Annotated in this window: 19 protein-coding genes and 1 tRNA gene; 10 read left to right on the forward strand and 10 right to left on the reverse strand. The window is 65.7% G+C overall.

Translation table 11 applies throughout. The annotated features are described in order from the left end of the window. Nucleotides 1–153: 153 nt before the first annotated feature. Entirely contained in the window at nucleotides 154–1,428 is a 1,275-nt protein-coding gene (locus RH831_RS02845; RefSeq protein ID WP_310552752.1) for a hydroxymethylglutaryl-CoA reductase, degradative, read from the reverse strand. Between the two features lie 43 nt (nucleotides 1,429–1,471). Next, nucleotides 1,472–3,031 (reverse strand): fused MFS/spermidine synthase, encoded by a 1,560-nt coding sequence (locus RH831_RS02850; protein WP_310552753.1) that lies wholly within the window; start codon nucleotides 3,029–3,031, stop codon nucleotides 1,472–1,474. A gap of 331 nt (nucleotides 3,032–3,362) precedes the next feature. On the opposite strand from RH831_RS02850, the gene RH831_RS02855 reads away from it, so the two are divergent. After that, complete coding sequence (locus tag RH831_RS02855) at nucleotides 3,363–3,566, forward strand: ferredoxin (RefSeq protein WP_310552755.1); 204 nt, start codon at nucleotides 3,363–3,365, stop codon at nucleotides 3,564–3,566. Between the two features lie 40 nt (nucleotides 3,567–3,606). Here RH831_RS02855 and RH831_RS02860 read toward each other — a convergent pair whose 3' ends face one another. From RH831_RS02860 to trpB, 4 genes are read right to left on the reverse strand one after another with little or no spacing between them, the layout of a single operon-like run. Continuing rightward, nucleotides 3,607–4,092, reverse strand: a complete 486-nt coding sequence (locus RH831_RS02860; RefSeq protein WP_310552757.1) for a dihydrofolate reductase — start codon at nucleotides 4,090–4,092, stop codon at nucleotides 3,607–3,609. Continuing rightward, a complete protein-coding gene (gene thyA / locus RH831_RS02865; RefSeq protein ID WP_310552758.1) occupies nucleotides 4,089–5,084 on the reverse strand; it encodes a thymidylate synthase in 996 nt (331 codons plus the stop codon). The genes RH831_RS02860 and thyA overlap by 4 nt, the downstream gene beginning before the upstream one ends. Nucleotides 5,085–5,123: 39 nt before the next feature. Beyond that, on the reverse strand, nucleotides 5,124–6,209 hold the full coding sequence (locus tag RH831_RS02870; protein ID WP_310552759.1) for an NADH:flavin oxidoreductase/NADH oxidase: 1,086 nt from the start codon (nucleotides 6,207–6,209) through the stop codon (nucleotides 5,124–5,126). 43 nt (nucleotides 6,210–6,252) lie between these two features. Then, the gene (gene trpB, locus RH831_RS02875; RefSeq protein ID WP_310552760.1) at nucleotides 6,253–7,404 is read right to left on the reverse strand and encodes a tryptophan synthase subunit beta; all 1,152 of its coding nucleotides are present in this window, start codon (nucleotides 7,402–7,404) and stop codon (nucleotides 6,253–6,255) included. Nucleotides 7,405–7,531: 127 nt separating this feature from the next. On the opposite strand from trpB, the gene RH831_RS02880 reads away from it, so the two are divergent. Together RH831_RS02880 and RH831_RS02885 are read left to right on the forward strand one after the other, a co-directional pair. Further along, on the forward strand, nucleotides 7,532–8,419 hold the full coding sequence (locus tag RH831_RS02880; protein WP_310552761.1) for a universal stress protein: 888 nt from the start codon (nucleotides 7,532–7,534) through the stop codon (nucleotides 8,417–8,419). Then, nucleotides 8,416–9,606 (forward strand): inorganic phosphate transporter, encoded by a 1,191-nt coding sequence (locus RH831_RS02885; RefSeq protein ID WP_310552762.1) that lies wholly within the window; start codon nucleotides 8,416–8,418, stop codon nucleotides 9,604–9,606. The genes RH831_RS02880 and RH831_RS02885 overlap by 4 nt, the downstream gene beginning before the upstream one ends. 24 nt (nucleotides 9,607–9,630) lie before the next feature. Here the strand turns inward: RH831_RS02885 and RH831_RS02890 are convergent, their stop codons facing one another. Next, entirely contained in the window at nucleotides 9,631–10,806 is a 1,176-nt protein-coding gene (locus RH831_RS02890) for an anion permease (RefSeq protein ID WP_310552763.1), read from the reverse strand. 138 nt (nucleotides 10,807–10,944) lie between these two features. Here RH831_RS02890 and RH831_RS02895 point away from each other — a divergent pair, with 138 nt between their 5' ends. Both RH831_RS02895 and RH831_RS02900 read left to right on the forward strand, forming a co-directional pair. After that, nucleotides 10,945–11,502, forward strand: coding sequence for a hypothetical protein (locus RH831_RS02895; protein ID WP_310552764.1), 558 nt, complete (start codon nucleotides 10,945–10,947; stop codon nucleotides 11,500–11,502). 250 nt (nucleotides 11,503–11,752) lie between these two features. Continuing rightward, nucleotides 11,753–12,301 carry a DsrE/DsrF/DrsH-like family protein gene (locus tag RH831_RS02900; protein ID WP_310552765.1) on the forward strand — a complete coding sequence of 183 codons (549 nt, stop codon included), beginning with the start codon at nucleotides 11,753–11,755 and terminating at the stop codon, nucleotides 12,299–12,301. 13 nt (nucleotides 12,302–12,314) lie between these two features. Here the strand turns inward: RH831_RS02900 and RH831_RS02905 are convergent, their stop codons facing one another. After that, nucleotides 12,315–12,785, reverse strand: coding sequence for an Lrp/AsnC family transcriptional regulator (locus RH831_RS02905; RefSeq protein WP_071932464.1), 471 nt, complete (start codon nucleotides 12,783–12,785; stop codon nucleotides 12,315–12,317). Between the two features lie 297 nt (nucleotides 12,786–13,082). On the opposite strand from RH831_RS02905, the gene RH831_RS02910 reads away from it, so the two are divergent. From RH831_RS02910 to RH831_RS02920, 3 genes are all read left to right on the forward strand, one after another. Continuing rightward, a complete protein-coding gene (locus tag RH831_RS02910; protein ID WP_310552766.1) occupies nucleotides 13,083–15,293 on the forward strand; it encodes an amino acid permease in 2,211 nt (736 codons plus the stop codon). 50 nt (nucleotides 15,294–15,343) lie between these two features. Further along, entirely contained in the window at nucleotides 15,344–16,927 is a 1,584-nt protein-coding gene (locus RH831_RS02915) for a Na+/H+ antiporter NhaC family protein (RefSeq protein WP_310552768.1), read from the forward strand. 214 nt (nucleotides 16,928–17,141) lie between these two features. After that, nucleotides 17,142–18,395 (forward strand): twin-arginine translocation signal domain-containing protein, encoded by a 1,254-nt coding sequence (locus RH831_RS02920; RefSeq protein WP_310552769.1) that lies wholly within the window; start codon nucleotides 17,142–17,144, stop codon nucleotides 18,393–18,395. Nucleotides 18,396–18,421: 26 nt separating this feature from the next. Here RH831_RS02920 and RH831_RS02925 read toward each other — a convergent pair. Further along, nucleotides 18,422–18,494 (reverse strand) — tRNA-Gln (locus RH831_RS02925). Between the two features lie 160 nt (nucleotides 18,495–18,654). Here RH831_RS02925 and RH831_RS02930 point away from each other — a divergent pair. Then, nucleotides 18,655–19,227: an IMP cyclohydrolase gene (locus RH831_RS02930; RefSeq protein ID WP_310552770.1), complete on the forward strand. Its 573-nt coding sequence runs from the start codon at nucleotides 18,655–18,657 to the stop codon at nucleotides 19,225–19,227. 25 nt (nucleotides 19,228–19,252) lie between these two features. Next, entirely contained in the window at nucleotides 19,253–19,912 is a 660-nt protein-coding gene (locus RH831_RS02935) for a metallophosphoesterase family protein (RefSeq protein ID WP_310552772.1), read from the forward strand. Nucleotide 19,913: 1 nt separating this feature from the next. Here the strand turns inward: RH831_RS02935 and RH831_RS02940 are convergent, their stop codons facing one another. Next, nucleotides 19,914–21,254 carry a tryptophanase gene (locus tag RH831_RS02940; RefSeq protein WP_310552773.1) on the reverse strand — a complete coding sequence of 447 codons (1,341 nt, stop codon included), beginning with the start codon at nucleotides 21,252–21,254 and terminating at the stop codon, nucleotides 19,914–19,916. Between the last annotated feature and the right edge of the window lie 87 nt (nucleotides 21,255–21,341).

A 21,341-nucleotide genomic window follows, 5' to 3' on the forward strand; every position in this document is an offset into this window, starting at 1 on the left:
TTCGTTCGAGCGGTCGCGCCGATCCCCTCCAAACCGACTCCTACGGGAAGGAATCGGTACAATTCCCGATCTTGCGAACAAGTTACGTGGGAGTATTTACCACGATTTGGTGGGGCGGTATTGCACACCTAGAGTAAAACTGCCGCGTGTCGGTTACTCCGCCAGCTCTTCGAGGATCGCCTCGGCCTGGGCCTGGCCGATGTCCCCCTCCTCGACCATTCGGCTCGCGACCGCGTCGATCTGATCGCCCTCCGCGCCGGCCTGAATCGCGAGGTTCTGGGCGTGCAGGGACATGTGGCCCTGCTGAATGCCCTCGCTCACGAGCGCCCGAAGCGCCGCGAGGTTCTGGGCGAGGCCGACCGACGCGAGCACGCCGGCCATCTCCTCGGCGGAGTCCACGTCGAGGATCTCCATTGCGGCCTGGGCCACCGGCTGGAGCCCGGTCGCGCCGCCGACGGTCCCGACCTGGATCGGGAGTTCGATGCTGCAGGCGAGATTGCCGTCGTCGTCGACCTCGTAACTCGTCAGGGAGTCATAGCCGTCCCGGGCCGCATACGTGTGTGCCCCGGCTTCAATTGCCCGCCAGTCGTTGAACGTCGCGGTCGTCACCGCGTCGATGCCGTTCATGATGCCCTTGTTGTGGGTCGCCGCCCGGTAGGGATCGCCCATCGCGAAGGCCCAGGCGTCGACGATGCGATCACGGACCTCCTCGCCCGTGAACTCGCTATCCTCGGCTGCCAGTTCTTCGGGCGGGATGGTACAGGTCGCCCGCGCCAGCCGGCGATCGGCCAGGTTCGAGAGGATGCGCATCTCCACGTCGCCCCCGGTCAGGGCCTCGATCTCGGGGGCCAGGGCCTCGGCCATCGTGTTCACCGCGTTGCCGCCCATGGCGTCCTGGACGTTCACGATCAGATGGGTCACGACCATCTGGCCGTTCGGCGTGTCGATCACCCGGACCTCGATGTCCTCACAGCCCCCGCCGAACTTCACCAGCGTGGGATCCTGCTCGTCGGCCAACTCCTGCAGCCGCTCTTTTTCCTTCAGGATCCGCATCCGTGCGGCCTGGGGATCGGCGACGTCGACGGCCTGGATCTGAGCGATCATGCGCGGGGCGTCGACCTCCGTCTCGAAGCCACCCTGGGTTCGGGCCATGCGGGCCGCATACGAGGCCGCGGCGACCACGCTGGTCTCCTCGATGGCCATCGGGATCAGTCGGTCCTCGCCGTCGACCCGAAAGTTCGTCGCGACCGAGAGGGGGTACTCCAGGGTCCCGATGACGTTCTCGCTGACCGTATCCGCCCGGTCGTCATCCAGTCCCGTGCCGCCGATCGCTTCGGTCGCCTCCGCGGAGAGGTCCGCCAGGTCCGCGATCGTCTCTCGTCGCTCTTCGACCGGCAACTTGTAAAATCCGGAAATGCGCGAGTCCATGGCGTGGGAAAGACCCTGACAAATAAAAAACCTCCCCGCACGGTCAGGCGGTCGTGGTCCGCTCGCCGGTCTCGACGACATAGCGCTGGCCGACCATGGGATCCAAAAGCGAGTCGACGGGGGCGTCGTCGTCACGGAGCACCGGCACGTCTCCGGTTCGGACCGACTCGACCTGTCTGTCGAGGGCGTCGTCCAGTTCGTAGCCGATCGGTCGGGTCGCGGCCCGCTCGTGGAGTTCGGCCGTCGAGAGCGAGGTGGACTGTTTGGTCGCCACGATCTCGACGTTCTGGACGACCCCCGGCTGGGCGGTCCGGAAGGCCGTCACCGTCGGGAAGACCGTTTCCATCGTTCGATACTCCGCCCGGAAGAAGGCCGACCCGGACCCGCTGGGGGCCGAGATGATGTTCGCGAGGAGCACGCCGTCCGCGGAGAGCCGCTGGGTGGCGAGGTCGAAGAACTCCGTCGTCGTCAGGTGGAAGGGCACCGAGTCACGCTTGTAGGCGTCCAGGACGATGAGGTCGTACTCCGTGTCGGTCTCCCGGAGATACTGCCGCCCGTCCATGGTGTGAACCGAGAGGTCCGGCCCGGTCTCCAGGTCGAAGTAGTCCCGGGCAGCCTGGACGACCCCGGGGTCGATCTCGACGACGTCCACGTTCACGTCGTACTTTTGGGCGAAGATCTTCGGTCCGGTGAAGCCGCCACCGCCGATGAACAGCACGTTCTCGACACTCTCAACCGAATCGGTATAGAGGAAGGGCAGATGGAAATACCGGGTGTAGGTGAAGACGTGCCGGTCGGGATCGTCGAGGTCCATCGCGCTGTGTGAGACCCCATCGAGGTACAGCGTGCGGACCCCGTCCTGGTCGGCCACGCGAAGTTGCTGGTGGGCAGTCTGGGTCTCGTAGACCGTCTCCCCGGCCATGGCGACCCCGAACGGGGGTGCGAGGACGGCCCCGAGGAGCAGCGCCGTGACGAGCAGCACGCGAATCACCTCCCGGGACGAGGGACTCGGGAAAGCAAGGGCGGCGGCCGTGACGAGGGTCATCCCGCCGAAGATCAGGCCGATGACCTCGATGGAAAAGGCCGGGATAAGGAGAAACGTCGTCCCAAAGGCCCCGACGATGCTCCCGATGGTGCCAAGCGCGTAGACCCGTCCCGAGGCCGCCCCGGTGCTCTCGGTTCGGGACAGTTCGGCGGCGTAGGGGCTGATGAAACCCAGGAGGTAGGTCGGCGGGCCGAAGAGCAGCGTGACCGGCACGAGCGAGCCGAAACGGGCCGGGATCGGGAGCGTGGCGGTCTGACGGATCAGGAAGTCCCCGGCGAAGATCAGGAAGGCGACGTACACCGTCGACCAGAGCAACAGCGTCCGGAGCGAGGCGACACTCGCCTCGGTCTGTGCGCGGCGACCACCCCGGGCGTAGCCAAGACTCAGCGCGGTGAGGAACACCCCGATGATGCTCCCCCAGGTGTAGATCGAACTGCCGAACTCCGGGGCGATCATTCGCCCCGCGAGGATCTCGAGGCCCATGCTCGCGACCCCGGAGACCAGCACCGCGAGCGTCGGCTCGTCGAGCCAGAACGCACGCACGCGGGATGTATCCATAGGGGCCGTTGGGCGAGGACGGCCAAAACGGTTGGCACTCGGGACGAACCCCTTCGTTTCGTCTGGAGAATGAGACACAAACCCACGAACTGCGCCGGGATCGTGGGGAAACTGTGTGGAACAGAAGAGGCTTTCGAAACGAAGGTCCTTCGAACCCCGCTACCCCGCGACGACGCCGGTTCAGTGTGCACTACACGGCTGAAACGGGCTGGTGGCAGAGTTGGTGGCTCCAGCCGTCCGCGTTCGTGTGTGGGACTCTCACCCAGATCGCCGACGAGATAGGGCGTCTTATGTATCGGCAGTCACTACCTCGAAAGTGGGTACTACCATCATGGCGGAAGTTGAAGTCGACCAAGACCTTTGTATCGCGGACCAGGTTTGTGCATCGATGCATCCCGACCTCTTCGAGATGGGCGACGACGGGTTCGCTCACGTCGTCGACGGGATGGAAGAACTCGAAGACGCCGGCGACATCGACCGCGCGAAGGAGGCCGCCGAGGCCTGCCCCGTCGACGCGATCACCGTTTCGGAGTAACGGTTCACTCGCGGCCGGTTTCTCGGATTTTTTCGGTCCCTTAGCGCGAGCGCTCGTAGGTGGAAAAGACGAGATCGCCCCGTTCTTCCTGCTCGATGAGCTCCCACCGATCCCGGTCCCACTCCGGGAAGTGGGTATCCCCGGGCGGCGTTTCGGGGATCTCGGTGATGTAGAGCCGATCGGCCCGCGGGAGGAACTGCTCGTAGATCGAGCCGCCGCCGGCGACGAAGGCGATCTCCGCGTCGGTCGCCGCGGCGATCTCGATGGCCTCTGGGATGCTGTTGGCCTGCACGGCCCCGTCCAGCACGTCGATCCCGTTCGTGGAGAGGACCACGTTCAACCGGTCGGGAAGTGGCTCGCCGAGGCGGTCGACGATCGCCTCGTAAGTGCGTCGGCCCATGATCACCGGGTGGCTGACGGTGCACTCCTTGAAGTGTTTCAGGTCCGCGGGGTAGTGCCAGGGAATCGACTTGCTGTCGCCGATCACGCCGTTCTCCGCGACCGCGGCGATGAGCGCGATCTTCATTCGGCCACCGCGAAGTCGATCGCGGGTGCGGGATCGTAGCCCGACAGGGTGATATCCGCGGGCGAGAGCGAATCCAGGGACCGATCCGCGATCTCGATCTCGGGACGATCCCGGGGCGCTCTGGTCAGTTGTGTCAAAAGCCCCGGCACGTGATCATAGCCCTCGGGGTCCGGCGGGGCCGTTGTCTCGATCCACTCCCGGATGGCGGCGTACTCGGCTTTCTCCTCGACGGCTGTGACCCGTTCTCGCAGCTCCGCGGCGTGGTCCTCGTACCACGATCCGCGGTCGCCTTTGCCCAGGTAGATGTGGGCGTCGACGATGCTGTGGCCGAACTCCCCCACGGGAAGCCCGACCTGGTTCGCGACGGCGTGGGTGAGCAACGCGTACGAGGCGATGTTGAACGGGATCCCCAGCGCGATGTCCCCCGAACGCTGCTGGAGGTGCGTGTTGAGCCGACCGTCCTGGACGTTGAAGACGAAGGTGTAGTGACACGGCGGGAGCGTCGAGTCCGCGGCGTTGGCCGGGTGCCAGGCGTTGACCACCAGCCGCCGGCTCTCGGGGTTGTGCTGCAGGCCATCGAGCACGTAGGCGATCTGATCGAAGGTCCCCTCCTCGTTCAGATACTGGCTGTCCGGGTCGGGCCAGGACTCCCCGGGCAGGCGGTCAGCTTCCGCTGGCACCGGGTAGCGACGCCAGAAACGCCCGTAAGCCGTGTCGAGATGCCCCTCCTCGTCGGCCCAGGCGTCCCAGATCCCGGTCTCCTCCCGGAGGGTGCGGATGTGCTCCTCCCCGGAGAGATACCAGATCAACTCCTGGACCAGCGAGTTCCATCGCGCCCGCGAGAGGTCCTTGGTCGTCAAGAGCGGGAACCCGGCCTGCAGGTCCACCGTGTAGTGCTGGGAGAAGTCGGCCAGGGTGTCGACGCCGGTCCGGTTCTCCTCGTAGGTTCCGGTCCGGAGCACCGATTCCACGAGATCGAGGTACTGCTGCATCTGCTCGAAACCCCGGTCCGAGGCGGCATAAATCGTTGCCTACCAGCCGCGAAGGTACTGGGGCGGCACGTCGGGTTCGACCTCGTACAGCGACTCTGCGGCCCGAAGCCCGAAGTACGGGTCGTTGAGGAACTTGCGCCCGACGATGGCCACGTCGGCCCGGTCGTTTCGGATCAGCGCCTCGCCCTGTTCGGGTGTCGTGATGGCCCCGACGGCCCCCACGGCGGGCAGATCAGTCTCCGCGCGGACCTGTTCGGCGAGTGCGACCTGGTAGTTCGGCCCCGCATAATCGATCTGCTGGTCCGGGTGGATGCCGCCACTCGAGACGTCGAGGAAGTCCAGCCCCCGATCGGCGAGGATCGAGCCGAGTTCGACCGTGTCCTCGATCGTCCAGGACGGCTCGGGCAGCCAGTCGGTCCCCGAGACCCGCATGAAGACCGGGACCTCCTCGCCGACCGCCTCCCGAACTGTGTCGTATACCTCGCGGGCAAAGCGGGTCCGGCCCTCGAAGTCCCCGCCGTAGGCGTCGGTGCGCTGGTTCGTGACCGGCGAGAGGAACTCGTGGATCAGATAGCCGTGGGCCGCGTGAATCTCGACGGCCTGGAACCCGGCCTCGATCGCCCGCTCGGCCGCCGCGCCGAAGGACTCGACGATCGCCTCGATGTCGTTCGGATCGAGCCGTTCGGTCGGTGGGGCCTCGCCCACGTATGGGTAGGCCTGGCCGCTCGGCCCGACGACGGTCCAGCCGCCCTCTTCCGGCTGCAGCGGTTCGGAGCCCTCCCAGGGCCTGGTCGTCGAGGCCTTGCGCCCCGCGTGAGCGAGTTGGATGGCCGGGACCGCACCCTGCTCGGCGACGAACTCCGCGATCGGCGCCAGCGCCTGAGCCTGCTCGTCGTTCCAGAGCCCCAGGTCGTGGGACGTGATACGGCCTCGCGGCTCGACGGCTGTGGCTTCCTGGATGACGATTCCGGCCCCGCCGACCGCCCGGGAGCCGTAGTGAACCCGGTGCCACTCGGTCGCGACCCCCTCTGTCCCAGCGGAGTACTGACACATCGGCGAGAGTGCCAGGCGATTTCGCGCCCGCACCGATCGCAACGAGAGTTCGGAGAACAGTCCGGTTGACATAGCCGAACCTGGGACCGAGACGGGGATAATCGTTCTGGCCGGCCTACTCGCTCAGATCGAAGTGCTCGGCGGCGATGTCCATGTCCTTGTCCCCGCGCCCGGAGAGGTTGATCAGGATCGTGTCGTGTTCGGACGCTAGATCCTCGGCCAGCGCGATGGCGTGACTCGATTCGAGGGCCGGGATGATCCCTTCCGCTTCCGAGAGGGTCCGGAACGCCTCGAGGGCCTCGTCGTCGGTGACCGCCCGGTATTCCGCTCGCCCGATCGCCCGGAACATGGCGTGCTCGGGCCCGACACCCGGGTAGTCCAGGCCCGCCGAAACCGAGTGCACCTCGGTGTCTTCCGGGAGCACCCGGGTGGCCATCCCGTGCAGCGTGCCGTCCTCACCGGCAGCGAGCGGGGCGGCATGGCGTTTCGAGTCGCCGCCCTCACCGCCGCCCTCGGCACCGTAGAAGGCCACGTCGTCCTCCCGGAAGGCGTGAAAGAGCCCGATCGCGTTCGAGCCGCCCCCGACACACGCGACCGCGGCGTCCGGGAGTTCACCCACCCGGTCCTGGAACTGCTCGCGGGCTTCCTGCCCGATGACCGACTGGAAGTCCCGGACCATGCGCGGGAACGGGTCGGGGCCGACCGCACTCCCCACCAGGTAGTGGGTGTCCTCGACGTTCGCCGCAAAATCCTCGAGGGCGGCGTCCACGGCCTCAGCGAGCCCCGCGTCGCCGGTCGTGACCTCGTTTACCTCCGCGCCGAGCAGCCGCATGCGGAAGACGTTCATCCGCTGGCGGGTCACGTCCTTCTCGCCCATGTAGATCTCCGTGGGGAGGTCCAGTGCGGCCCCGACCATGGCGGTCGCGACGCCGTGCTGGCCGGCCCCGGTCTCGGCAATAAGACGAGTCTTGCCCGCCCGGTCGGCGAGCAGCCCCTGCCCGAGGGCGTTGTTGATCTTGTGGGCGCCGCCGTGCAGGAGATCCTCGCGCTTGAGGTAGATCTCCGCGCCGAACTGCTCGCTGAGTGTCTCGGCGTGATACAGCGGCGTGGGCCGCCCGGCGAAGGACTCCCGCAGGTCGGCGAGGGCCGCCTGAAAGTCGGGGTCGTCCTTGTACTCGTCGTAGGTGTCTGCGAGTCGTTCCAGCGGCTCTCTGAGCGGTTCGGGCACGTGCCGACCGCCGTACTCCGCGAAGTCGCCTGCGGTCATACCCGATGGATGGGGGCCGAGCGATAAATACGTGTGCACTACTGCACAGGGCCGTCCACTGCGGGCGGGATCTGGCAGCCACCGATCCCCGCCAATCCTTATCCGCCGGTGGCGTGTAGTAGTTCACATGGTCGGTCGAGGGAGCGATGGCGACGTGATGGTGGCCGTCGAAGATCCAGCGCAGGTTGCACAGCTCGTCCGCACGGCCCGTGACATCGCCCAGGGACATGGCGGCACGGTGAGACTCGTCACCGTCGTGGTCAAACCCTACGAATCGCCGTTTGGCATGTTCTCGGACGAGACGATCGTCAAGGAGTTCGCGGCCGACAGCCACGAATTGCTCGACCGTGCGCCGGACCCCGAGGGGGTCGAGGTCGTCCGGGACCTGGTCGTGGCTCGCTCGGTCGAGAAGGGACTGGTCTCGGCCGTGAAACGAACGGACCCGGCGGCCCTGGTCATCGGCTGGGACAGCGACCCACGGCGGAGCGACGCCCTCCTGGGGACGACCGTGGACCACGTGCTCGAACGCGCCCCGACTGACGTCTACGTCGAGCGGATCGGTCGGGAAGCGGGGACCGTCGAGTCGGTGTTGCTCCCCGTCGCGGGCGGGCCCCACACCCCGACCGCGCGAACGGCGGCCGTGGCGATCGCCTTGGCGAACGACGCCGCGATCACCGTTCTCACGGTCGCGACCGAGAACACACCCGAACGGGAGGCTCGCACCGTCGTCGATCAGGAGGCCGCTACCATCGAGGCGGCGCACCCGGACCTCACGGTCGAGACACAGATCGAGCGGGGAACAGTCGAGGAGGTGATCGTCGCGGAATCCGGGCCACACGACGTGCTCGTCCTCGGGGCGACCCGAAAAGGCCCGCTTCGAGGTCGACTGGTCGGCTCGGTCCCGCGGCGGATCGTCGACGGGACCGAACAGACAGTCATCATCGCCCGGTCGGCGAGTGTCGCTGGCGGACTGTTCAGTCGAGTGGCCGCGGCGCTCACGGGAGGGGAACGGTGACGGCCTGGGGGCTCGTCGTTCTCGCGACCGCCATCGCCATCTTCACTGCCTGGACCCTCGGCGCGAACAGCAACTCCCCGCCCTTCGCGCCGGCGATCGGGGCCCGGGCCATCTCGACGATGCAGGCGGCGTTTCTCATCGGCCTGCTGGCAGGCGCGGGGGCGCTCCTCCAGGGCGGGAGCATCTCGGAAACCATCGGGACCGGGCTGTTCCAGGGGGTAGCCTTCACGCCGCTTGCGGCGACCGCCGGGTTGCTCACCGCCGGGGGGTTCATGGCCGTGGGGATCTTCGCCGGCTACCCAGTGCCGGCGGCCTTTGCCACGACGGGCGCGATGGTCGGCGTGGGCCTCTCGCTTGGCGGGACCCCGAACATGGAGACGCTTCGCGGAATCGGGCTGTTCTGGGTACTCGTCCCGCCGGTCTCCGGTGGGCTGGCCTTCGGGACGGCGTCGCTACTTCGGCGTGATGACATCTCGGATACGCTCAGCATTCCGTTGCTCGCCGCGATCGTCGCAGGCGTGCTCGCGAACATCGAACTCGGCGTCATCCCGGGGCCGCCAAGGGTCGCCCAGAACTCACTCGCCCGGTTCGTCGCCGGAACCATCACTACCCCAGTCGTGGGCGGCCTCGACACGGGAATCGTCCTGGTGACGCTGCTGTTCGCGATCGGCGGCTTCGTCTTTATCAGACGGCGCACCCAGCAGTCAGTCGATCGCGGCGTCAAGACCTTCCTGGTGGGACTCGGGAGCGTCGTCGCCTTCTCCAGTGGCGGGAGCCAGGTCGGACTCGCCACGGGGCCCCTGGAATACCTCTACGGCGTCGAGTTGGGCCTGCCCGGGATCGTCCTGCTGGCGATCGGCGGAGCCGGCATTCTGGCGGGAGCCTGGATGGGGGCCCCGCGGCTCCTCCAGGCGACCTCGCGGGAGTACGCCCAGCTCGGAGCGCGGCGGTCGATCGCGGCCCTCGTGCCCGGGTTTCTGATCGCTCAGGCGGCGATCGCGCTGGGCATCCCGATCTCCTTCAACAACATCATCATTTCCGGCGTGATCGGTGGTGGTCTGGCCGCCGGGTCGGCCGGGGTCTCCCGACGGAAAATCCTCGTCACCCTCGGCTTCTGGGTGATTACGCTCGTCACCTCCGTCGCGGTCGGGTACGGCGTCAACACCGGGCTCGAGCTGGTGTTCTGATCGCCAGACCGGCGTGAACAGGAGTCACCAGACCAGCGTGAACAGAAGCGTGAACGTCACGTACGCGCCCACGGTGGAGAGCAGCGGAACCACGTTTTGCATGACGATCACCCGGCCGGTCGTGGAGGGATCGAACAGGTCTGCAGCCGACGGGATGTCCGCGGGGTCCTCCTCGCCGATCGGCGGGAGTTCCTCACCCGGCTCTTCGGCCGCGAGCGCGCCCACGGAGACCCCCTCGGTCCCCTCGCCGTGAACCACCTCCGGGATCGTCGCGGGGCGGGTCGCCCGCCCCCAGCCCAGGCCGACGATGGACATCGTCGCGATGATCACGAAGGAGGCCGGGATGCCGATCGCCGAGAGTCCGATCACGATGGCCGAGGAGACGATCGCCACGATGATCGCCGCCGTAAGCGGGAGGTCGGTGATGTCGTTCCCGAGCGTGTCGAGGGTCCGTCGGGCGATCGTAAACGCCCCGACCGCGACTGCGACCCCGCCCAGAATGATCATCATGTTCATGTCCACGCCGGCCCCCACGAGGGGCGCGATGGCGTTCGCGATGTTCGAGGTGCCCGAGGAGAAGGCCATCAGGCTCCCAATTACGATCACCACGATCGCGCCGGTCAACTCCCGGCGGGTCGTGTTCGGGCCGGTTTTGGGCCGGGGGATGGCTCCGGAGCGATCCAGTTCCCAGAGTGCGCCGGGCGTGTTGTCGATCGCCACCCAGCGATTGATCCGGGGATAGAGATAGCGGCCGATCATCCCGGAGACCCAGAAGCCGACGATCGGGGCCACGATCCACCAGACGGCGATCTCGCCCATGACCGCCCAGTCAAGTTCACCCGTGGCGACGCCCAACCCGGCGATCGCGCCGACGGCCGTCATCGAGGTCGAGGCCGGGACCCCGAAGTAGTTCCCGACGAACAGCGCGCCGCCGATGAAGAAGAGGACGACAATACTCGATTCCATCGTGAACACGGTTGTGCTGGTGATGAGTTCCGAGCCCAGCGTGTCCACCACCCGACGGCCGATGGTCCACGCGCCGATAAAGAAGAAAATCGACATGAGTGCCGCGGCACCGGTCTTCGAGATGGCGTCCGAGCCGACCGCCGGGCCGAAGGCCGGGCCAGTGGTGGCCCCGCCGATGTTGAACCCGACGAATAGCGAGACGCCGATGCCGATGAGAAGGAGGATTTCGATCATACCGGAGCCTCGGTTCGGAGTTCCTTAAGCACCGTGACAGCCGCGAGGTGGAGCCGGAAGGGACGGGTATTCCTATCTGGAGATGCTCTGGCCACGTATGCACATCTTCGACTGGCTTTCGGCACCGGAGGGACGACGATGAACCCGAACCGCGTCGATTTCATCATCGACCTGACCTACGGCCTGTTGATCTTCGTGGCCATCGCGCTCATCCTCGTGGTCGAGACGATCGTCGGGATCGCCTTCGGCCTGGGCGTCCTGGCCTCGTATGTCGTCCACATCGGCTGGAAGATGGCCCGCTTCGACCCGGACTGGATGACCAAGGACGTGGCCGAACAGGTCGAACAGTCCGTCACCAGGGAAGTCGAGGACACGATCACCAAGGAGATGGACGAGGTGACAAAGCAGGTCGAAGAAAAGGTCAGCGAGGACGTCGGCGAAACCGTCGAACAGACCGTCGAGGAGACGGTCAGCGACGAGATGGACGAGGTGACAAAGCAGGTCGAGGAGAAAGTCACCGAGGACGTCGGGGAGACCGTCGAGCAGACCGTCGAAAAGACGGTCGAAGAGACAGTCGGAGAGACCGTGGAAGAGACCGTCGAGGAGACCGTGGAAGAGACCGTCGAGGAGACTATCGGCGAGGAACTCGAGGGCAAGAAGAAATCCGAGGACGAGACAGACGAGGACGAGGCGTAATCGAGCGCGCCCGGTTTTTGGAGTTTCGGCGATCTGGCGGCTGTGAGACTGTTTTTAATTTGCCCACTGTCCGTACTATTCTCCCCATCACTTTCTGAGTGGTAATTTCACCCACGAGAACAGATCCCGCCGTTCCGACTCCCAGAGACGAATAATCGGCCGGGCGCTTTTATCACCCGCCGTGCGAACTTGCAGACTGCATTCACGACAGCACCATATCGCCGGCTCGCTGTCACAGAGGACTCTACCCATGGACGACGACACCACTATCGAGGAACTCCGCGAACAGATCACGTCGCTCGAAACACAGGTCGAAGAACTCCAGGCTGCGGAGGACGGCCCGACCGAGATGGTCATCATCGCGACCAAGGGGACCCTGGACATGGCCTACCCCGTCCTCATTCTCGGGCCGATGGCCGCCGCCTTCGGCTGGAACGTGACCGTCTTCGCCACGTTCTGGGGCCTGGACATGCTCCACGAGGAGAACTACCGGGACCTCAAGCTGTCTTCGGCCGGGAACCCGAACATGCCCCTGCCCAACCTCCTCGCCGTCATGCCCGGAATGGATCGGCTGACCACCAAGATGATGCGGGACAAGATCGACGAGGTCGGCACCGACTCGGTTCCGGAACTGGTCGAGCGGGGTCTGGAGAACGGCGTGAACTTCCAGGCCTGCCAGATGACCATGGACCTGATGGACTACGACGACGAGGAATTCATCGACGGCGTCGAGACCGGCGTGGGCGCGGCCCACGCACTTCGCCAGATGGCCGATTCGGACGTGCAGCTTCTGGTCTAGGCGACTTTCCGGTTCATTCCTCCCGTGTCAGAAGTCCGGGATCTGCACAGATGTACTCGTCCCGGACGAGCTGTTCGTCGACGACCTGCAGGCCGAGTTCGTCCAGTTCGCGGCTGATTCGGTCCAGGTCGTCGTGATCGAGGCCGAGGGCGTTGACGTAGACGTTTCGCTCGCCCGTCATCACCTCCCGCACCGCGGTGACCCCCTCGATCTCTCGGGCCCGCTTTGCGAGGGCGTCACGCCTGGCAATCGGAGCTGTGCAGATGATCTTCGTGTAGAGTGGGTAGCCAGCCGCGTCGTAATCCACGTCGACGTAATACCCCCGGATGATCCCCTCCTCTTCGAGTTTGGCGAGCCGAGTCCTGACGGTGCTGGCGGAGATGTCGAGCCGGTCGGCCACCTCGCTCGAGGAGGTGTGGCGGGCGGCCCCCTGTAAGGCGCCGATGATCCGGCGATCGATCGCATCGAGACTCCCATCCTTCATTGTGCAGGTCACCGGGCGGGGGCGGGTTAACTTGCTCGGCCCGAGTCCTTGGCCTGACCCAGTTGCGGGAACGGGCCACCTTCAACAGATCTGGAGAAAACAGCGGGTATATCGGACGAACCGTTTCTGATATCCACGTATTTATGGTGATCCGTTCGTAAATTCACTCGAACACACGCCGGCCCGGATCGGCACTTTCTCTCTCATGATCCACACCACCGTTCTTTCGACGAACCCCGGACATTCGAACCGTCCCGCAGGTTTCAGTTCGGACGAAATTGGGGGTGTGTCCCGGGAATGAAGGAGCTCGAACGGGACCTCGGCCTCCCGGCCGTGCTGGCGATCAGCATCGGGGCGATGGTCGGGAGCGGGATCTTCATCCTCCCGGGTCTGGCCCTGAAAATGGCCGGGCCGGCAGTTATATTGGCCTACCTGCTCGCCGGATTGCTCGTCTTGCCCGCCGCGCTCAGCAAGTCCGAGATGGCGACTGCGATGCCCGAATCCGGGGGGACCTACCTGTACATCGAGCGCGGGATGGGGCCGCTGCTGGGGACGATCGCCGGCGTCGGGACCTGGTTCTCGCTCACGTTCAAGGGCGCGCTCGCGCTCATCGGCGGCGCACCGTATCTCGTCTTGCTCTTCGATCTCCCCGTCAAACCCGTCGCGCTGGTGGCCGGGTTCGTCCTGATCGTGATCAACATCGTCGGGGTAAAACAGACCGGCCGGCTCCAGGTCGCGATCGTCGTCGTCATGCTGGCCGCACTCACCTGGTTCGTGGCCGGCAGTGCGACGGCGATCGATCCCGTGAGCTACGGCGGCTTCTTCGACAGCGGTCTGAACGGCTTGCTCGCCGCGACCGGTTTCGTCTTCGTCTCGTATGCCGGGGTGACCAAGGTCGCCAGCGTCGCCGAGGAGATCGAGAACCCGGACCGGAACATCCCGCTCGGGATTCTCGGCTCGCTCGCCTTCACGACCGCGTTGTACGTCGCGCTGGTCGTGGTCATGGTCGGGGTCGTCCCGGCCGCCGACCTGATGGGCTCGAACATCCCGATGGCCCTGGCGGCGGAGGCCACGCTCCCTGGCATCGGGATCTTCGCGGTGATTCTGGCGGCAGTCATCGCTCTAATTAGTACTGCGAACGCCGGGATCCTCTCCTCCTCGCGGTACCCGCTGGCGATGAGCCGGGACGCGTTGGCCCCGCCGGCGTTCACCAAGGTCAGCGACCGGTTTGGCACCCCGCTCAACGCGATCACGCTCACCGGGGCCATGCTGCTTTTCATGGTGGCCTTTGTCCCGATCCAGGAGATCGCGAAGCTGGCCAGTGCCTTTCAGATCCTGGTCTTCGTCCTCGTCAACATCGCGCTGATCGCGTTCCGGGAGGCCGAGCCCGACGGCTACGAACCCAGCTTCCGCACCCCGCTGTATCCGGTGCCCCAGCTGTTCGGGATCGCGGGTGGCATCGTGTTGATCCCGTTCATGGGCCTGATCCCCCTCGTGGGCGCGGTACTGATCGTCCTGGGCTCGATGGCCTGGTACTACACCTACGTGCGCACCCAGAGTGACATCGAACGTGAAGGCGCGGTCACAGACGCCGTCCGCCAGCAACTGGGCAAACAGACCCTCGAACACACAGAAGCCATGATGACGTCGCCGGGCAGTTACGATGTCCTGGTGGCCGTCACGGAGAGCACACCGGTCGAGCGCGAGACGACCCTGTTAGCCATCGCGGAGGCCATCGCGAGCGCACAGGACAGTTCGATCCGGGCGACGCGGTTCGACGAGGTCCCCGACCAGTTGCCGCTGGGCACCGCGAGTGACCGGCCGATATCCGGGGACAAGTCCTTCGAGGAGCGGATGGCCGAGTTCGCCTCTCAGACGGCGGTGCCCATGGAGTATGGCACGGCCGCCTCTCACGACACGAAACACGCGATCGTCAATCACGCCGACCACCACGACCTCGACGCGATACTGATGGAGCGGCGGGGCGAGCAGCACCACACCTCGGTGTTCGGGAGTGAGGTCGGATGGATCAAGCGCCACACCGAGCGGGACGTCATCGAGGTCGAGGATCGGGGCCTGGCTGACATCGACCGGATCTCGCTGGTCACCGACTGTGGGCACGGCGACGCGACGAAACTCCTGATCGCGGAGGCCCTCGCGGCGACCTACGGCGCGGATCTCGAACTGCTGGCCGCAGTCGAGCCAACTGCGACCGAACCGAAACGGGCCACCACCGGCGAACACCTCGAGGAGATGGCCAGTCACGTTTCCGTGCCGGTCCAGACCCGCCTCATCGAGGCCGAAGATCGACCCGCCGGGTTGATCGAGGCCACCCGGGGGACCGGCCTGCTGGTCACCTGTGCAGGCCCGACAGGCCTCCGTGGGGCGTTGCTTGGGCGACCGGAAGACCGGCTGATCGTCGGAAGCGACGCGACGGCCGTCGCGATCACCACCGGCGGAGAGCGCCCCAATCTGGTGCGGCGATTCCTGGGGAACCGGGTCTTCTGACGGGCCGGGCTTCGTAGCGCTTATTGGGCGGTGATCGGAAGCGAGTTCACATGTCAGACTTTGGCGCGCTCTCCCTCGTGCCCCCGCTGTTGGCGATCCTTTTGGCGATCGTCACACGGAAGGCCGTATTGTCACTCTTCCTCGGCGTCTGGGTCGGGGGAGTCATTTACTCCGGCGGGCTCGGCGTCGGCCAGACCTTCACCTGGATCGCGTCGGCACTCGGCGACAGCGTCTTTCACGCACAGGTCGTGATCTTCCTGTTGCTCCTGGGCTCGGCCGTCGCGATGATCTGGCGCATCGGCGGCTCGCATGCCGTTCGGGACTGGACGATGAACCACCTCGACAGCCAGCGCAAGGCCGGCGTCGTGGCCTGGCTTTTGGGCATCGCGATGTTCTTCGACGATTACGCCAACACGGCCATCGTCGGGAGCAGCGTGAAAGACGTCTCGGACCGGCTCAAGATCTCCCGGGAGAAACTCTCCTACATCGTCGACTCGACGGCGGCCCCGGTCTCGACGCTGGGGATCTCCTCCTGGGTCGCCTATCAGCTCACGATGATCGAGGAGGGCTACGCGGCGACCGACCTCGCCGCAAGCGAGATCCCCGACGCCTTCGAGGTGTTCCTCCAGTCAATTCCCTTCAACATGTACGCCATCCTCGCCATCGTGATGGTCGGCATCGTGGTCCTCTCGGGGCGGGACTACGGCGAGATGCTGGGGGCCGAACATCGAGCCGCGACGACCGGACTCGTGAGTCGCGAGGGGGCCCGGCCGATGCAGGACGTCGCGGCCGAACTGGGCGAACCCGACGTGACCAACCCCCGGTTGCGGTCCTTTTTCCTCCCGATCGCGGTGCTCATCGTCGTCACCCTCGGGTCGGGACTGTACACGGGCTACCAGCCGGGAGCCACCCTCCAGGAGATGTTCACCGGCGGAGACTATGCGATGGCCCTGATCTTCGGGTCCTTCGCGATGGTCGTCTCGACGTACCTATTGGCCTGGTTCGACGGCCACCTGACGCTGGGCGAGAGTGTTGATGTCACCATCGACGGCTTCTCCCTCATGCTGACCGCGGTGACGATCCTTGTGTTGGCCTGGTCGATCGGCAACGTCGCGAACGACCTGGGCACCGGGAAGTACGTCGCCGGCATCGCCACCCAGACCCTCTCCCCGGCCGTGTTACCCGCCGTCGTGCTCTTCGTCACGGGCTTTGTCGCCTTCTCGATGGGGAGTGCGTGGGCCGCCATGAGCATCATGACGCCCATCGTGATCCCGGTGGCCTGGGAACTCGCCGGGACACACACCATGGTCGCCGTGGTCGTCGGGATGGTCTTCTCGGGGGCGATCTTCGGCGATCACACCTCGCCGATCTCGGACACGACCGTCCTCTCCGCGACCTTCACCGGGGCTGACCTGATCGATCACGTGCGCACGCAACTCTATTATGCGATCACCGTCGCCGTGGTTACCGCGTCTCTGATGGTCGTCTGGGGCGTGACCCGCATCTCGCCGGTGATCCTCCTGGTGGTCGGTGTGGTGGTCCTGACCGGCCTGGTCTATGCCCTCTCCGCTCTCGACGCGAGGCGTCGGTCCATCGATCCGGTCCAGACGCCAGTCGAGTCGGCCGAGGACTGAAGTCCGTCCGGTTTCGCCACCGTTTACCGAAAACCGTACGACTGCACCAGGTCCGCTCCTCGCTTAATAGCCTCCTACCGCCGTCCCGGCCCGTTTTTCCCTCGATGAATTCGGCAAAACCAACGGTAACGATCCTCACACTTCATCTCCGCTGGTCGCCTATGAACAGGTGTCTCACCGACTGGAAGTTGGGATGGGTGGGGCGGAGACAATCATGACAGATCCAGGGAAATACGAGGGGGACGGAATCGACCGCCGAACACTACTCAAGGGGACTGCGACACTCGCCGGTGCGGGACTCATCGGCGTTCCGATGCTGAGCGGGAGCGCCGCAGCGAAGCCGAATCGGACCCCGTGTCACCGGGATTTCACCTGCAGCGGGGACGGAACGTACGTCAAGTTCGAGTTCGTCATCGAGGAAGACGACGAGGGGAACGTCCTGGATTGCTACTTCGAGGAGGAGACGGACACCGGATTGCTCGAGATCACGGACTGGGAGCACAAACCCGGCGAGCCCTGTGAGCCCATCGCCGTGGAGTGGGACTCGGACACACACGTCGCAACGACGGTGCTGGCCTTCGGCGGCAGAGACTGTGAACTCGTCGAGGACCCGGGAACGTCCTATAACGCAGACGGGGATGGTGATGCTGGTCTGGACACGCCCAGCGGGCAGACGGCCGCGATCAGTAACCTCCAGTTCTGTGTCGAGGAGGCTCCGTTCCCGGCATGTCCGTTCTACGGGACCACCCGGTCGGACCCGACGGCGATCAACAGCATCCAATATGACGCCGGGCTCGGCGCGATCGTCGAGACGTCGATCGGCGACATCCCCGATGACTTCGCGGACAGTAACTACCCGAACGGCGTGGCCTTCGACGACGCGAGCGACGTCTGGTACTTCGCCGAGAAGAACGGCGCCCTCAAGACGATGAACGAGGACGGCGCGCTCGGAATCGAGGAGTACGGCGTCATCACGCCGGCCAACGAGTCGATCGCCGGGGCCGCGTTCCGGGACGACACCGCGGAGTACCTGTTCATCCCGAACGGGACAAACCGGCTCATGGCCGCGTCCATCGCGGGCGGCAGCGTGACGACTCGGGATGTCGTCACCCTGAATTGGTCGGTCGGGCTTGGGGACCTCGCGATCAACCGGGCGGAAGACGTCCTGTATGTCAGCACGACCAGCTCGGACACTGTCGTCGGCGCGCTGTTCTTCAGCGTCGACCTGCAGGACCCGACCGTCCAGACACTGATCGCCAGCGAGGCGGACGGCGACCGGACCGAAGTCGCGATCAAGTCCCAGATCGCCTTCGACGCGGACGAGACCCTCTGGGCGCACAACGCGGGCACCGGCGAGTGGAGAACGGTGACCGACCTCACCACGGGCGCACTGAGCGACGTGGTCGCGACGACGAGGGAGTACACCGACCTCGCCCGCTGTGGGTTCGCGGAGTACAGCCAGGCCTGATCGAGGCGGCCACTGGAAAAGGGTGATAGTCCCACCAGGATTCGAACCTGGGTCGTTGCCCCCAGAAGGCAACAGGATTGGCCACTACCCCATGGGACTTCGTTTCACTCGCCCCATGTGCATCGCAAACCTGGCGGTTTGCGCAACCCCATGGGACTTCACCCGACCCTATTCGACGGTCGCCCTTAACCGTTCCGCGTTCGACTCACGAACCGCCGTTCCGCTACACTTTTGGGACTCATCACAGACTCTCGGGACGATGTACATCGGTCGCTTCATCGTCGTCGGCCCGGAGATCGCCGCCTATCGAGTCTCCTCGCGATCGTTTCCCAACCGCAAAATCGTCGAGCGCGGGGACACACTGACCGTGCGGCCGACCGCCGAGGCCCCCGAATCGGACAACCCCTACATCTCCTATAACTGTGTGAAACCCGGCGGCGAGTCGATGGTCGTCGGCAACGGCTCACACGTCGATCCCATCGCGGAGAAACTCGACCTGGGCTATCCGCCCCGTGACGCCCTCGTATCCGGGCTGTTCGCCCTCGACTACGAGAAGGACGACTACGACACGCCCCGGATCGCCGGAATAGTCGGCGACGAGGCCTACATCGGGATCGTCCGCCGGGATGCGTTGCTGGTGCGTGCGGTGACGGAGCCGACCCTGGTTGCGACCTACGAGAAGGACGCCCCCGAATCCTACGACTTCGAGGCGACCGACGCCACGACGGCTGCCGAGGCAGTCTACGAGGCTGACTTCGAGCACGCCGTCGCCGCGGCCGGCGTTTCGCGTTCTGGAGACGAGTTCGAACGGGCCGTCCACAACGGGAACTAACCCCGTTCGGCTGGTAGGGCCGTCCATGAAGGTCGGGCTCATCTCGGACATCCACGCGAACCGGGTGGCGCTCGAAGCCGTGCTGGAAGACATGCCCCCAGTCGATCGGATCGTCTGCGCCGGGGATCTGGTCGGGTACAATCCCTGGCCGGCAGCCGTAATCGAGACGATTCAGGAGCAGGAGATTCCCTGCGTGCAGGGGAATCACGACCGGATGGTCGCCTCGGGACGGAACTTCCCGGGAAACGAAATGGCCAGAGCAGGCGTCCGACTGGCCCGGAAGCAGCTCTCGGCCGACCAGATCGCCTTCCTCGACGGCTTGCCGCCTGAGCGGCACGTTTTCGACGGGCGGGTGAAGATCGTCCACGGCCACCCTGCGGATCCGGATCACTACACCTACCCCGAAGAGTTCGGGCCGGACCTGCTCGGCGAGGAGTCAGTGCTCGTCCTCGGCCACACCCACGTGCAGCACGTCGCGGAGACTTCCGAGGGCGTGATCGTCAACCCCGGCAGCGTGGGCCAGCCCCGGGATCGGGACCCCCGAGCGGCCTACGCGGTGCTGGATCTCGATTCTATCTCTGTCGAGCCCCGTCGGGTGTCCTACGACATCCCCCAGGTCGAGCAGGCCACAATCGAGGCCGGGTTGCCACGGTCGACGGCTACCCGCCTACGGGACGGCCGATAGCTCAGACCGGTTTTAGTTCCGCGGAGAAGTGCCGGAGTTCCTCGTTTGGCGGTTCGGCGACGATCTCGTAGCCGGGGACCGAATCGGTCGCCTCCAGGACTGTCGCCGCCGTCTCGACGACGTGATCGATGTGTTCGCGGTGATAGGTCCGGCGGGGAAGCGCGAGGCGGACCAGTTCCGGCCGGTCGGTGCCGGGGAAGGCAAAGCTCCCGAGTTCCACGGCCCGCACGCCGCCCTGGCGGTACAGTTCGACCACCAGCGCCTGGCCCGGGAACTGGGATTTCGGCACTTCGGGCACCATCTTCTCGGCGTCGAGGTAGACGGCGTGGCCGCCGACTGGCTGGTAGATCGGGACCCCGGCCGCCGCGAGTTCCTCGCCGAGGGTCTGGGTCTGTCCCACCCGCTGGGCCACGTACTCGTCCTCGACGGCCTCCCGGAGTCCGACTGCGAGAGCCTCCAGATCTCGGCCGGCCATCCCCCCGTAGGTCACAAAGCCCTCGTAGAGGATCGCCCGCTGTTTGACCCGCTCGAACAGGTCGGGATCCCGAACGGCCACGAACCCGCCGATGTTGGTGATCCCGTCTTTCTTGGCGCTCATGACCACCGCATCGGCATACGAGAGCTGTTCGCGCGCGATCTCGGCAACGCTCGCATCCGCGAACTCCGGCTCACGCTGTTTGACGAAGTGTGCGTTCTCGGCGAACCGACAGGCATCGACGACCAGCGGCACGTCGAGTTCATCCGCCAGCGCACTCGCCTCGCGGGTGTTTTCGACACTGACGGGCTGGCCGGCCGCGGAGTTGTTGGTGATCGTCAGCACGATCGCCGGGATCGACTCCGTTCCGTGCTCCTCGGCGAGTGCCCGCACGCAGTCGAGATCGAGATTGCCCTTGAAGTCGCCGGGAGCGTCCGGGTCCATGGCATCCTCGACCGGGCAGTCCACCGGATTCGCCCCGGCGTTCGCGACGTGTGCACGCGTGGTGTCGAAATGGGTGTTGTTCGGGACCACGTCGCCGTCCTCGAACAGGGTCCCGTAGAGGACGTTCTCCGCGCCCCGGCCCTGGTGAGCAGGGACGACGTGCTCGAAACCCATGACCGATTCGACGGCCTCCTCGAAGGCCCTGAAACTCGAACTGCCCGCGTAGGACTCGTCGCCGCGAAAGAGGGCGGCCCACTGCTCGTCGCTCATGGTACCGGTTCCGCTGTCGGTCAACAGGTCGATGTACACGGTTTCGGCGTCAAGATTGAAGACGTTGTAGCCGGCCGCCTCGATGGCCGTCTCGCGTTCCTCGCGAGGCGGAAGCCGGGTACTGCTCACCATCTTCGAGAGATACGAGCGCATGGGCAGTGTCGGGGACGGCGGCCCCTAACTCTTCGTGCGGATTCGTGTGCGTGAGTGCGATTTCGGCGTCGCCGTCGGGCGAATCTG

Source organism: Halodesulfurarchaeum sp. HSR-GB, assembly GCF_031432215.1.
GTDB lineage: Archaea > Halobacteriota > Halobacteria > Halobacteriales > Halobacteriaceae > Halodesulfurarchaeum.

Bases quoted from the DNA above. Each gene is read 5' to 3' on its own strand.
- thyA (WP_310552758.1), bottom strand. From the start codon at position 5,084: ATGCAGCAGTACCTCGATCTCGTGGAATCGGTGCTCCGGACCGGAACC.
- RH831_RS02900 (WP_310552765.1), top strand. From the start codon at position 11,753: ATGGACGACGACACCACTATCGAGGAACTCCGCGAACAGATCACGTCG.
- RH831_RS02895 (WP_310552764.1), top strand. From the start codon at position 10,945: ATGAACCCGAACCGCGTCGATTTCATCATCGACCTGACCTACGGCCTG.
- RH831_RS02935 (WP_310552772.1), top strand. From the start codon at position 19,253: ATGAAGGTCGGGCTCATCTCGGACATCCACGCGAACCGGGTGGCGCTC.
- RH831_RS02860 (WP_310552757.1), bottom strand. From the start codon at position 4,092: ATGAAGATCGCGCTCATCGCCGCGGTCGCGGAGAACGGCGTGATCGGC.
- RH831_RS02910 (WP_310552766.1), top strand. From the start codon at position 13,083: ATGAAGGAGCTCGAACGGGACCTCGGCCTCCCGGCCGTGCTGGCGATC.
- trpB (WP_310552760.1), bottom strand. From the start codon at position 7,404: ATGACCGCAGGCGACTTCGCGGAGTACGGCGGTCGGCACGTGCCCGAA.
- RH831_RS02870 (WP_310552759.1), bottom strand. From the start codon at position 6,209: ATGTCAACCGGACTGTTCTCCGAACTCTCGTTGCGATCGGTGCGGGCG.
- RH831_RS02845 (WP_310552752.1), bottom strand. From the start codon at position 1,428: ATGGACTCGCGCATTTCCGGATTTTACAAGTTGCCGGTCGAAGAGCGA.
- RH831_RS02855 (WP_310552755.1), top strand. From the start codon at position 3,363: ATGGCGGAAGTTGAAGTCGACCAAGACCTTTGTATCGCGGACCAGGTT.
- RH831_RS02905 (WP_071932464.1), bottom strand. From the start codon at position 12,785: ATGAAGGATGGGAGTCTCGATGCGATCGATCGCCGGATCATCGGCGCC.
- RH831_RS02850 (WP_310552753.1), bottom strand. From the start codon at position 3,031: ATGGATACATCCCGCGTGCGTGCGTTCTGGCTCGACGAGCCGACGCTC.
- RH831_RS02890 (WP_310552763.1), bottom strand. From the start codon at position 10,806: ATGATCGAAATCCTCCTTCTCATCGGCATCGGCGTCTCGCTATTCGTC.
- RH831_RS02930 (WP_310552770.1), top strand. From the start codon at position 18,655: ATGTACATCGGTCGCTTCATCGTCGTCGGCCCGGAGATCGCCGCCTAT.
- RH831_RS02880 (WP_310552761.1), top strand. From the start codon at position 7,532: ATGGTCGGTCGAGGGAGCGATGGCGACGTGATGGTGGCCGTCGAAGAT.
- RH831_RS02920 (WP_310552769.1), top strand. From the start codon at position 17,142: ATGACAGATCCAGGGAAATACGAGGGGGACGGAATCGACCGCCGAACA.
- RH831_RS02940 (WP_310552773.1), bottom strand. From the start codon at position 21,254: ATGCGCTCGTATCTCTCGAAGATGGTGAGCAGTACCCGGCTTCCGCCT.
- RH831_RS02915 (WP_310552768.1), top strand. From the start codon at position 15,344: ATGTCAGACTTTGGCGCGCTCTCCCTCGTGCCCCCGCTGTTGGCGATC.